Annotated in this window: 8 protein-coding genes and 1 pseudogene; 5 read left to right on the top strand and 4 right to left on the bottom strand. The window is 66.6% G+C overall.

From position 1 onward, the window contains the following. Positions 1 to 2 precede the first annotated feature (2 nt). Complete coding sequence (locus ACQP2E_RS16600) at positions 3 to 1,733, bottom strand: hypothetical protein (protein ID WP_433832619.1); 1,731 nt, start codon at positions 1,731 to 1,733, stop codon at positions 3 to 5. A 152-nt stretch (positions 1,734 to 1,885) separates the two neighbouring features. Here ACQP2E_RS16600 and ACQP2E_RS16595 point away from each other — a divergent pair, with 152 nt between their 5' ends. The 3 genes from ACQP2E_RS16595 to ACQP2E_RS16585 all read left to right on the top strand — a co-directional run bounded on the left by ACQP2E_RS16595 (position 1,886) and on the right by ACQP2E_RS16585 (position 8,051). Next, complete coding sequence (locus tag ACQP2E_RS16595; RefSeq protein ID WP_433832617.1) at positions 1,886 to 4,648, top strand: S8 family serine peptidase; 2,763 nt, start codon at positions 1,886 to 1,888, stop codon at positions 4,646 to 4,648. 674 nt (positions 4,649 to 5,322) lie between these two features. Next, positions 5,323 to 6,642 (top strand): hypothetical protein, encoded by a 1,320-nt coding sequence (locus ACQP2E_RS16590; RefSeq protein ID WP_433832615.1) that lies wholly within the window; start codon positions 5,323 to 5,325, stop codon positions 6,640 to 6,642. 440 nt (positions 6,643 to 7,082) lie between these two features. Beyond that, the gene (locus ACQP2E_RS16585) at positions 7,083 to 8,051 is read left to right on the top strand and encodes an aldo/keto reductase (RefSeq protein ID WP_433832613.1); all 969 of its coding nucleotides are present in this window, start codon (positions 7,083 to 7,085) and stop codon (positions 8,049 to 8,051) included. On the opposite strand, the gene ACQP2E_RS16580 is transcribed toward ACQP2E_RS16585, so the two are convergent. Continuing rightward, positions 8,052 to 8,513, bottom strand: a complete 462-nt coding sequence (locus tag ACQP2E_RS16580) for a DUF427 domain-containing protein (RefSeq protein WP_433832611.1) — start codon at positions 8,511 to 8,513, stop codon at positions 8,052 to 8,054. Positions 8,514 to 8,570: 57 nt separating this feature from the next. Here ACQP2E_RS16580 and ACQP2E_RS16575 point away from each other — a divergent pair, with 57 nt between their 5' ends. Together ACQP2E_RS16575 and ACQP2E_RS16570 are read left to right on the top strand one after the other, a co-directional pair. Beyond that, the gene (locus ACQP2E_RS16575) at positions 8,571 to 9,143 is read left to right on the top strand and encodes a dihydrofolate reductase family protein (protein ID WP_433832609.1); all 573 of its coding nucleotides are present in this window, start codon (positions 8,571 to 8,573) and stop codon (positions 9,141 to 9,143) included. 244 nt (positions 9,144 to 9,387) lie between these two features. Then, on the top strand, positions 9,388 to 10,563 hold the full coding sequence (locus ACQP2E_RS16570) for an FUSC family protein (RefSeq protein WP_433832607.1): 1,176 nt from the start codon (positions 9,388 to 9,390) through the stop codon (positions 10,561 to 10,563). Positions 10,564 to 10,793: 230 nt separating this feature from the next. On the opposite strand, the pseudogene ACQP2E_RS16565 reads toward ACQP2E_RS16570, so the two are convergent. Both ACQP2E_RS16565 and ACQP2E_RS16560 read right to left on the bottom strand, forming a co-directional pair. Beyond that, positions 10,794 to 11,300: pseudogene (locus tag ACQP2E_RS16565) on the bottom strand (DUF6518 family protein); the annotation flags it as partial. 116 nt (positions 11,301 to 11,416) lie between these two features. Beyond that, positions 11,417 to 12,349: a LysR substrate-binding domain-containing protein gene (locus ACQP2E_RS16560; protein ID WP_433832605.1), complete on the bottom strand. Its 933-nt coding sequence runs from the start codon at positions 12,347 to 12,349 to the stop codon at positions 11,417 to 11,419. Positions 12,350 to 12,471: the final 122 nt, after the last annotated feature.

Raw genomic sequence — 12,471 nt, 5'->3', positions numbered from 1 at the left:
GGTCACCCGCGCTCATCGATGTCCCCTGTTTCGCCGACCTCCACATGGGCTTCACGGAGGAATCGCGCGTGCTCGTGACCGTGGCTGATGGCAGCCCCGTAGACCGCCTCGATCGCGGCGGCCAGCGGATCGTGATGATCCAATCCGGTCAAAGCCGGGAACGCGACGGACATCTGCAGAAAATCGGGCTGCCCGTTCGGCAACGTGATCAGCGTGCGCGGGACGTCCGGATCCCGGAAGAGCCGCTGGAACGCGGGCTGCCCGTAGTCCTCGGTCAGCCACTGGGGCACCGGCTGACCGCTTTCGATCAGGGCAAGGACGTCTGCCACCCAGCCGGCCCGATCGAGGCCGGCGTTTTCGACGGCACGCCGGGCCGCCCAGATCGCCACCTTGCGCTGACGGGCGGCAGGCAGCGCGGCCAGACGGTCGAGCAGCGTGCGATCGAGGACGGCGAGCGGGCGCGCGTGCGTCTGCCGGTCCAGTTCCCGCAGCCGCTCCGTGGGTCTGGCACCGCCCCACGACCGGGCCTCCCGATCATCGGCTTGCCGGCGCAGGTGCTCGGCGCGCTCCCGCGCCTGCGCCGCCGCGGCCAGCAGCGTCGCCTCCCACGGCGCCGGATCAGAACCGGCCTCCAGGCAGTCGAGCAGATGGTCCCAGACCAGACCGAGGGTCACCGCATGACGACCCAGAACACCTTCATTTCGTACGCACAAACGACTGCCATCGGCGCTGATCCGCAGCCGGACAGTGCTCGCCTCGTCGTCCGGCAGGGCAGTCAGCGGCACCGGAAAGATCGGCTGGTCAGCAAGCACCCACTGCCAGGTCAAGGGTTCGCCGACCGCGTTCTGATGTTCGCCGGCCGCGCCCTGGCGCAGCAGGATCCGCAGATCGCCCGCCGGAAGCACGCCGGTGCCCGCCGGAAGCACGCCGGTGCCGGCAGTCAGCACGCCGGTGCCGGCGGTCAGTGCGCCGGCAGTCAGCGCGCCGACCGGATCCGCCGCCAGTCGCTGCCCCACGCCCGGCGGCACCACGCGCTCCCGCACCACATCCACACGTGGCAGCCCGGCGTCGTCATCCTCCGGGAACGGATCGACCCGCCGGGGGAACGGTCCGGCCGGCGCCGGAGTCAGCAGGCCGACCATCAACGCCGCGGCCGCCTCCCCCGGTCTCTGCTCCCAGAGCCGCTCCCGGTCGTCGATCAGCGTGCGCCACCCGGTGTCCTCGCCGACCGGCCACACCAGAACCTCATGCTGCTCGGGTGGATCCCCGTCGGTCCGGACCGTCTCGTGCAACCGATCCCTGGCCTGCACCCGCACCCGGATCAAGCCGCGCGGGACCGCGATGGCGCTCAGCTCAGGCGCCGAGCCACCCATCAGCCCGCGCACCGAGAACCGTCCACTGGGACACCACAGCGTCGCCTCACTGACCACGTCCCACTCGCCGCGCTCGGCTGGCTCGCCGCGCTCGGCTGGCTCGTGCGGCCCGCCTGGCTCGTGCGGCCCGCCTGGCTCGTGCGGCTCGTCTCGCTCGACAACCTCGGGCGCGCCGTCGAGCACCTCGGCCCGTGCCTCGATCCAGCCGGTGTGCGTGCCGCAGAACCCGGTGAGCACGTTCGGCCCGCCCGGATGCACCAGGCCGTCGCCGATCTTGTAGATCCCCACGCCGGACATGTCGCCGGAGGCGTGCACGACGTATTGGCAGTAGTCCACGAAGAGCCTCACGAAGCCGTCCACGACCGAACCTCCCCCGTTCGCGGACATCATGGCACCGGCCTACGACATTTTCTGGGATGTCGACCGCCGGTCCACACCCGACTAGCATCCATGAACATCAAATTGATGGATGTGAGTATGGGGGCTCGGCATTGAATGTACTCAAGCGCTCAATGGTGATCTTCACGGCCGGTGTGACCATCGTCGGCCTGGCCACGCCCGGTGTGAACGCCCAGGCACCGGCAGATCCGGCAACCACCGCGTACGCCCAGATCGCCGCACTCCAGCAGCTCAAGAAGTCGATGACCTCGGCTGAGCGCAAACTCGACAGCCGACTCGCGATCGAGCTACGCAAACGGGCCGGCAAGGCGGCTCTCCCCAAGGTCAGCACCGGCGTCGAGGTCACCAAAGCCGGCACCACCGAGATCGAAGTCCACGCCGAGAAGGTGGGCGACGATCTGATCGACAGGCTCCGCAGCGTCGGCGCCGGGATCCGTTATCCGTCCCCCGAGACCGGAACCGTCCTGGTCGAGGCACCGCTCACCTCGCTCACGACGATCGCCGGGTGGACGGACGTCACCGGCGTCAACCTCGAACACGGCCTGATCAGCGGCCGCCAGCAGGACCCGAAGAGCACACCGGCCGCCGAGCCCAAGGGCGCCAAGGTGGCCCGGATCGAGACCGCCCTGCAGAAAGCGGCCGCACCGAGAGCGGCCGCCGTCAATCAGGGCTCGGTCATCTCCGAGGGCGACCGGACCCACGCCGCCGACACGGCACGGACCCGTTACAAGGTCACCGGAACCGGCGTGAAGGTCTGCGCCCTCTCCGACGGCGTCGACTCCCTCGCCCAGGCCCAGTCCACCGGCGACCTGCCCGCCGACGTCGACGTGCTCACCGGTCAGGAAGGCTCCGGCGACGAGGGCACCGCGATGCTCGAGATCATTCACGACCTCGTACCCAATGCGCAGTTGGGTTTTGCGACCGCCTTCACCAGTGAGATCAGCTTCGCGGACAACATCCGGGCGCTGCGATTCACCGCCGGTTGCGACATCATCGTCGACGACGTCGTGTACTACCACGAGAGTCCGTTCCAGGACGGGCTTCCGGCGCAGGCGGTCAACGACGTCACCGCCGACGGCGCCTACTACTTCAGCTCGGCCGGCAACGAGGGCAACACCCTCGACGGCATCTCCGGCAACTGGGAGGGCGACTTCGTCGACTCCGGCCGGGGCATCGGCAAGATCGCCGGCGACGCCCACGACTTCGACCCGGGTACGAGCGTGCAGGAGTTCAACGGGCTCACCCCGAACAGCGCCGGACGCGTGACGACCCTGTGGTGGGCCGACCCGCTCGAAGGTTCGGCAAACGACTACGACCTGTACGTGCTCGACCGGGCCGGCAACGTCACCGGGTTCTCCCAGGACGTGCAGGACGGCGACGACGACCCGTTCGAAATCCTCGCCACCGGATCCGGCACCGGCCAGAAGCTCGCCGTCGTGAAGTTCGCCGGCGCCGACCGATACCTGCAGCTCAGCGTGTTCCGCGGCCGGTTCACCGGCTTCTCGACGCCCGGTGTGCTGCGCGGGCACAGCGCCGCCGAGCAGGCCTTCGCGGTCGCGGCGACACCGGCGGCCGAGCCGCTGCCGTTCGACCTGGAGGCAGGCGACCCGCCGAACCCCGCCGGGCCGTACCCGAACCTGCACACCCGTCAGTCCCAGCCGGAGCGGTTCACCTCCGACGGACCACGCCGGATCTTCTACAACGCCGACGGCACCCCGATCACCCCGGGCGACTTCTCCTCGACCGGCGGCACCGTCCGTGCCAAGCCGCAGATCACCGCGGCCGACGGTGTGACCACGTCGATCGCCGACTTCGCGCCGTTCTTCGGCACCTCGGCGGCCGCACCGCACGCCGCCGCCATCGCCGCCCTGGCCCTGTCCGGCAACCCGGGCCTGACCAACGCCGAGATCAGGACCGCTCTGACCGGCACCGCCCTCGACCTCGCGCCCACCGGTTACGACAACCGCACCGGGTACGGCGTCATCCGCGCCGACCTGCTGCTGCGCAACACCGGCGCCACCCCGCAACCGCTCGTCCGGGCCGGCACGCCGACGGTCACACCGACCGCCGGCGACGGCGACGCGTACCTCGAACCCGGCGAGACAGCGACGGTCACCCTTCCCGCGGAAAACATCGGAGACGGTACGGCGACCGGCGTGAACGTCGTCGTCGACAGCGACGATCCGAAGGCCACGGTGACGCCGCGCAGCCGCTCCTACGGCAACATCGCCGCGGGCGCGTCCAAGACCAGGGATTACACCCTGAAACTGGCCGTCGATTATCCGCTGGGCCGCCCGGTGACCCTGCGGATCAGAACCACGTTCGCCGGCGTGCTGTCCCCGACCACCAGCAACCCGATTGTATCGACCGGGCAGCCGTCGGCGACGGTGCTCGACTTCGCGTACAGCGGCGCCCCGGTGGCGATCCCGGACAACGACCCGACCGGCGCCTCGGCGTCCGTGTCGGTCACCGGCGTCGGGTACGCCTCGTCGCTCACGTTCTCGATCGACGGCACCGAGTGCACCACGACGGCGGCCTCCCCGACGGTGGGCCTCGACCACACCTTCGTCGGCGACCTGGTGGGCACGCTGACCGCACCCAGCGGCGGCACGGCCACGTTGTTCGCCCGCAGCGGAGGCGGCGGCAACAACCTGTGCCAGGTGCTCTTCGACGACAACGCCGTCAACCCGTTCAGCGGGGCGTTGTCGGCAAACGCGCCGTACACAGGTTCGTGGAAGCCGAACTCGCCGCTGGGCGCGCTGCGGTCGTCATCGGCCGACGGCACCTGGACCTTCCAGGTGACTGACCGGGCCAATGCCGACACCGGCTCGATCAGAGCCTTCTCGTTGCACCTGACCGGCTTCGAACCGGCCTGACAGAGCGGGGCCGGGCGCGCCTGAGCGCGCCCGGCCCCGGTTCCATCGCCCGTCCTGCGCTCGACAGTGTTGTCTCGCGGGCGGTTTGGCAGCGCTGAGCACCAGCCGGAGCGGCTGGCTGTCACGTACGGCTGCCGGCTGTACAGCACGGCGACCCCCTGGTGCAGCCAGCAGCCCCCTGGTGCAGCCAGCAACCGCCAGGTACAGCCGGCGGGCAGCTGGTACGCACAGCGAGGCAAATCTACTACTTGGAAAGAATGATAACCGCGCAAATGAGCGCCTTCTGAATCCCGTCAATCGAGGTTCTAGCAACCAAAACTGCGGGTGGGCCGCCGGGATCGCCGTGAGCCCTCTGCTCGCGGGCATCGAACAAGCGGCCCTGATCGCGCAACAACCAAGTGGTAAGGTCCTCACGGGGGTGCCGCAGGGGAGCGGACGTGCATTTGCGTGTGGGGTTCGATGCCTCCGCCCCCTCAGAATGCGGGGAAGGGCTCATGTCTACTAGGGTTACGTGGAAAGTGGTAGCCACGCTTGACCGAACGGTCATGTCAGCGGACGACATTAGCAAAGCTTTCCACGCTTCCCCAAGCCCAGGCGTTTTTTCTCAGTTTGGAATTCCACTCCACTATTCATATGTGCCGCTGAGCCTACGACCCACATCCACCTTCTACCAGGTGTTGCAGAAAGCGCTGGCGACTGCTTCTTTTGAGCCGCGCTCCGCGAAGCTACCCTTCCCGTTTGATCTCAAGTCGGTAGGTCCGGGTCGGGTAAACATGACCTTCCACATTTACCCACCCTCCATAGCAGTTGTTACCCTGGCCTTTGACGCCGATCGCAGGATTGAAGATCTGACCGACCTGCTCGGCGCGAGAAGTATCATCGCCGATCCGATACTAGATTTACTCGTTCGCACTTCACTTGCGCTCATCAATTCAGAAGACCACCGTCAACTGAGCCCGGTAAGCCGGAGTCAAGCCTATCCGTGCTTCAGAATTTCTGGCGGTGGCGATGTTCCAGACCTCTCCCGATGGGACGCGGACAGGAAGCGGGAAGTAGTCGGAGTACTGATCGGGAATGTGTCATTCGCGACGATGTCTGCTGACATTATTGATCATGTGTCAAAGTCAAATAGTGAGTTCAATAAGAAACGAACAGACGAGCTGCTACTGGTGGATAAGCAGGGACTCCTGCTATTCGCGAACCACAACATTCGGAGCAGGTCAAGGTCAGATCGGTTCGCCCGATCGACAGGGCTTGTCGAAGTCGCGCTCGTAATGCGAGCATTTCTTCGACAATACCCTAGCGAGCGGGCAGGCGTCGAGGAATTCAGCGATTACGTATTCTGGCGAATTCGCTCCTGGGTGCGAAGGTACCCAGCGATTTTCTCCGCCAGTGTTGGAAACAGATACTTTTGGGAACATCTAATCACCGAATTCCGCCTACGCGAATTGGTTGATCTCATTGAAGCCGATAATCAATGGATTGATCGCGAACTGAAAGAAAAAGAGGAGTTTTTTACGTCCCTCAGCGGATCCTGGTGGCTGGACCGAGCGTATGCAAACAACTTTGAAATATCTGGGGCTTCACCCGCAGCCCGCGAGCTTGGATTCGTGACGAATACAAAGTTCAGAATGTCTATTCTGTCCGACCTTCGAGAGGCGGACAGGGCACTACATGATCGATCATTTAAGTCGGCTGTTGTAATGGCAGGTGCGATAGCAGAAGCACTCCTACTAGAAGCTTTAATGAATCGGACTGTTCTGGATCAAGAATCGCTTTTGAAGCAAGGGCTATCCGATTATGTAAAACAGGCAAGAAGCGAGAATTTGGGCCTGGATGAAGGGGTTCTGTCCATCGTGGATCAGGCAATGCGCGGCTGGCGAAACCTCGTGCATCCCGGACGTCAGATCAGGCTTGGTGCTTCCATCGATGAGCACAAAGCAAAACTGGCCAATACCGCTATCCATGCACTCGCTGCAGAGCTTTCCAAGTAAGAAGGTTGTTCACCCGCTGTTTACGGGAAGTGACGCCAGGTGCGTCGCCGCCCGGCGGTGTTGGTGCGGGCTCTGCCAATGCCGACGGTCAGCGACTGCAGTGGATCAGGCGCGCCGCGAAGGACCAGGTCAAGCTACGCCGGGCGATCGTCGTGCTGATGTCGGCGCAGGGGAAAGCCGACGACAGCTATCACCTACCTGCCTAAGCGGGCCTGGCCGTGACCAGGCTCGTGTAGTGCGCCCAGAAGATTTTGAAGCCCCGCCGATAGTGCGCGTTCCATGTCAGCCGGACAAGTCCTGACCTCCACAGGATTACCCGCAGCGTAACTTTCCCTCCGCAGACGGGGAATTTACCCCATAGGCCAAATGAGATCCTCACATGCCTCGTTCGCTCAGCTTATGTTGACCTGGAGTGCGCTCCAGGTGCCACAGTCGACACCATGGTCGAAGCAACCCACTCCCCACTGGTCCTCGGCGCGATGATGTTCGGCACCACCATCGACGAACACACCTCGTTCGCCCTCCTCGATCGGTTCGTCGAGCGTGGTGGCACCTGGATCGACACGGCCAACTGCTACTCGTTCTGGGCGAGCGGCACCGGCCACGGCGGCGACAGCGAGCAGATTCTGGGACGCTGGCTGGCCGCCCGCCCCGGCGTCCGCGACCAGGTGCAGATCGCCACGAAGCTCGGCGCCGAACCGCTGGGACCCGGCTCCTGGCCGGACCGCCGCGAGGGACTGTCGCCGGCCGCGATCAAAGCGGCGTTCGCCCGCAGCCAGGAACGGCTCGGCCTCGACCGGGTCGACCTGCTCTGGCTCCACCAGGAGGACCGGTCGGTGCCCATCGAGGACGTCGTCGACACTCTCGCCGGGCTCGACGCCGACCGGTTCGGTGTCTCCAACTTCCCGGCCTGGCTGGTTGAGCGCGGTCGCGCCCACGCCACGAAGATCGGAGCGAAGCCGTTCGACGCGCTGCAGCTCAACGCCACGTACCTGCGCCCGCGCCCCGGCACCCTGTCGCCTGGCGTGGTGCACCGCTTCGGGGTGCTGAGCGACGAGCAGGCCGACTATGCCGCCGAGCACCAGATGGACCTGTGGGCGTACACCCCGCTGATGTCCGGCGCCTACGACAACCCGGCGAAGCCGATCGACGAGGTTTACGACCACCCGGGCAACACCGCCCGTCTGAAGGTTCTCGATGAGGTCGCCACCGAGTCCCAGGCGAGCCGGAGCCAGGTGGTCCTGGCGTGGCTGCTGAGCCGGGGCATCCGCCCGATGCTGGGCGGCAGCAAGGTCAGCCAGTTGGACACCGCCCTCGACGGCGTAGACCTGAAACTGACCGACGACCAGCTGCACAGGCTCAACGCGGTGGACCACTCCTCCTGGGCCGACCCGTACCCAAAGAAGTGATCACCACCCCGTCGTCCCGGGACCGCCCTTGAACGGGCCGCTGATGTCCGCCGTGATCCAGCCGCCGTAGAAGTCACCCTCCTGCGCCCGGACGAGTTCGCCGCCCACCCGGCACTCGTCCACCCGGCTCGGATAGAAGGCGACGGCGCCGGCGATGTCCGCGTACCCAGGTGTGGGGTGTGCGTAGGACCAGCCTGCCCGCAGGACTGGGACGTCACCGGCAGCGAGGTCCCAGTAATCGGCGACGCCCTTGAACTCGCAGTACGACCGCCCCTCGCCCGGCTCCAGCACACCGTCGGCGATGTCCTCGCGGGGTGCGTAGTAGACGGGCGGGTGCGAGGTCTCCAGCACCCGCCAGCAGCGGTCGCTGTCGACGATCACCTGCCCGGCGTGCACGATCGTCACCCGGGCGGTGGCGCGCTCCAGGCGCGGTGGACGCGGGTAGTCCCAGACCGATTCCATTACTTCAGCATGACCGCTGTCGTTTCTGTACAAGACGCTGCACCTAGCATCGAAGTCATGCGTGAACTCATCTACACCGGTTTCATGTCCCTCGACGGCGTCGTCGATTCTCCCGGCGGGACCGTCGAGGGTCACCGCAGCGGCGGCTGGGTCATCAACGACGTCGAGTTTCTGCCGGAGGCGTTCGCGCTCAAGGGCGAAGAACTCGCCGAGACCACCGCGCTGCTGTTCGGCCGCCGCAGCTACGAGGCGTTCGCCCCGATCTGGCGCGACTCCGAGGACCACGCCGCCTACAAGGACCTGCCGAAGTACGTCGTATCGGAAACCCTCACCGAAGATGCCCTGGTCGACGGATGGGGCCCGACGACGATCCTGCGTTCCTCCGACGACATCGCCGCGCTGAAGAAGACCGGCGGCGGCGCCGTCTTCATCCACGGCAGCGCCGAACTGGCCCGCCGGCTGTCCGACGACGGCTTGATCGACCGATACCACCTGCTCGTCTTCCCGGTGCTGCTCGGCGCGGGCAAGCGCCTGTTCAGCGAGGCCGACAACGACAAGCGGGTGCTCAAGCTCAAGGACTCCGCCGCGTACCCGAACGGCGTCCTGAAACTGATCTACGAGGTCAGCTGAAGCGATCACTCTCTTGGGCGCGACTCCCGTCACAATCGTCCTAATTGCGGCTTAAGACCACAGACTCGGCGATAGCTTTGGAGCAGAGAACAGCCGTAACACACAGAAAGCCGGTTCCTTGTTCCACTCGCTCGCCTCCGCCAACCCGACAACCTTCGTCGTACTGAGCCTCACGCTCTGTGCCGTCGTGGCAGGACTTCTGCGCCGTAAGGTCAGACCTGCCGCCGAAAAGGCAGTCGCACGTTTGCGGCCCCATCTACCCGAGCGAGTCACCGCAGCCGCCGGAAAAGTCCGGGACCGGATCGACCCGACATTCGCCCGCTCCGTCCTGGTCACCTCGGCCTCCGCCGCCATCGCCTGGTCGGCCGCTGAAACGTTGCATCTGCCCGGCGCGATCTTCGCCGCCATCTCGGCGACGCTGTCGGTGCAGATGAGCTCGTTCGCCTCGGTGCGCGAAGGGGTCCAGCGCCTGGTCGGCACCCTCGCCGGTATCGCGGTGACGGTCGGCGTGTGGCACGCGTTCGGCCTCAGCCCGTGGTCGATCGCGATCATCGCCGGATTCGGCCTGGCCGCCGGCCGGCTGCTGCGCCTCGGCGACGCCTCCGCGACCGTGCCGCTGACCTCGCTCGGCATCATCGTCGGTGGCAGTGCCGTCACCGAGGACTTCGTCTGGCAGCGCGTAGCGGCGACAGCCCTCGGCATCGTCGTCGGCGTGATCCTCTCGCCGCTGGTCGGCGGGATGACCCCCCGGGAACGCGCCCGGCACAAGCTCACCCACCTTTCCTCGGAGATCGCCGACCTGCTCGGCCGCCTCGGCGCCGGCGTCCAGGGCGGTTACACCCGTGACGAGGCCGCGCACTGGCTGGAACGCTCTCGCGATCTGGGCGAGGACCTCGACGACGCGGTCACGGCCGTCGATGAACTGGCCCGCCAGGCCCGCTGGTCACCGACCACGCCGACCACCCGCGTCACCCCGATTCACCAGACCCTGCGTACCCTCGAACACGGCGTCCAGCAGGTCAACTCGGTGGCCCGCTCGATGTTCGACGCCGCCGCGACTCCGCAGGCCCCGCACGTCCCGGAGCCGATCGGCGAGGTTCTGACGGCAGCCTCGGAAGCGTTCACCGCACACGCCCTGCAGGACACCGGCGAACTCCACGGCGTCCTCGACGAGCTGCGCGAGGCCCGCAAGCAGACCTTGCGCAAGGTCCGCACCGAGGTCGACGACACCGGCGTCCTGGTCCTGACCGGCTCGATCATCACCGACATCGACCGGATGGCCGGCTCCCTGGAACGTTCCGCCCCCGCCCTCTCGGTCGGCCTCCGCGAACCGTCCCCCGGCATCCCCGCGGTCTCCGAAATCCTCCCGGCCGTCCGCCTGGCCTGGGAAAAAGCCCTCACCACCACAGGCAAGCGCTGACCCGAACCCAGCGGCGGGTCACCCACGGTGACCCGCCGCCGGCCCTTTTTTGGGTACGCGTAAAGCACAGCGAAGTCAGCTCCCGCCGAGCAGCCGCCGCACCTTCGTCGCGCAGTACCGCCCCGACGTGACAGCGCCGTCCATCCAGCCCAGCCAGCCGGTCGCGATGTCGCCGCCGCCCACGCCAGCGTCAGCAGGCGGTCCCGCCACGAGCGGGCCAGCAGCACTGTCACCACCAGACCGAGAACGATCACCAAACCGGCGTAGGCAAGCGGGTCACCCACCTCATAATTCGGATCGCCACCACGAAGCAGGTTGACCGCACCCTCGGCGAACAGCACCGAACCGGGCAGCGCGAGCGCCGGCAGCCGCAGCGGACCCGCCGACCGGGCGAGCACTCCCCCTGCACCGAATACCAGCCCGGCGACGACCCCGAACCCCATCCACATCACCGCGGTGATGTTGAAGAGATTGCCCCAATCATCGTTCTGGATCAGCGAGGCCGCCAGGTAGTAACTCGGCACCGCCACCACCAGGCAGACAATCGCGCCGAGAATCGCGACCGGCAGCCGCCACCGGCCGAACCAGGTCAGCAGGAACGCCGCAACCGCCCACGTCGCCAGGGAATTACCCAGATCAGCCACCGGGGACGGCAGAAACTTGATCCAGACGAAGTCCAGAAACCCCAGCAGGAACCCGGCCACCGGCGCCACCACGGCAACCCGCCGCTCGATCATCATGGCCGTTGATCGTAGGCAGCTGCTATGCCGTCCATATCGGTTTCCCGGCCCAGACCCGGGCCCAAAGATCAGCCAAAAGGCATAGTCCGCGTTGAAACGACTCACTCAAGGGGCTAAATCAACGAATTCACGACCATTTTCCGGAGCCACAGATGCGCCGGATCCCGCTCGCGAGAAGCGTGCCACCACAACGCCATCCGAATTCCCCGAGCCCCGTCCGGGGCCGGCAGGATCCGCACCCCGCCGAGTGGCAACAACCGCTCGGCGACCCGCCGCTGCAGCAACGCCACATGCCGGTCCGACCCGGCCAGCAGCAGCGGGATCGCCAGATAACTCGGCACCACCACCTGCACCCGCGGCCGGATCCCCCACGCCTCCAGGGTGGCCAGCACCGACGGACCGTGAAAGGAGCTGATCCACTCCATGACCGACAGCCGTTCCGGAGTCACCTCGTCAGCCGTCAGAGCAGACCGATCCCCGACCACCAGCACGAACTCGTCGGACCACAGATCCGCGGCGGGATGACCGGCGAAGATCCCACGCGGCATGACCACCGCGTCGACCGCCCGCAACGTGGCATCGACGTCAGCGACGTCATCGACAACCAGCGGCACGAACTCCAGCCGCAGGTTCACAAAGGCGCCGAACCGGGACAGCAACGGCGCACCGAGCACCGCGATCCCTGCGTCCGACGCCATCACGGTGAACGTGCGACGCGACGCGGCCGGCCGGAACCCGTGCGCGCCGAGAAACACCGATTCGGCGGCAGCCAGGGCCTCCTCGACCGCGCCGAGCAGCGCGGACGCCAGGGGTGACAAATCATATGAGGTACCCGTACGCACCAGCAGCGGATCGTCGAAGTGCCGCCGCAGCCGGCGCAGCGCCGCGCTGGTGGCGGGCTGCCCGAGCCCGAGACGGGCACCGGCCCGGGTGACCCCACGCTCCTGCAACAGGGCACGCAGCGCGGTCAGCATGTTGAGGTCGAGCACGGCGATCTCGTCAACCCTGGCATCGACGGCAGTGATGGCGGCATCAATCGAGTTCATGGATGCTCCGTCCTTGCCCGGGCCGGGCGAGAAGGCCTACCGTCCGATCAACGGATGATTTCCGTCACGTTAACAGCAGCGCTCCGAATCCATAAGGCCTTCTCCGACGTCGCAGTGAAACG

Origin of the sequence: Actinoplanes sp. CA-015351, from assembly GCF_050955685.1 — a bacterium.
Classification (GTDB): domain Bacteria; phylum Actinomycetota; class Actinomycetes; order Mycobacteriales; family Micromonosporaceae; genus Actinoplanes.
Note: the sequence above shows the minus strand (reverse complement) of the source record. Positions and strands in the feature narration are given on the sequence as shown.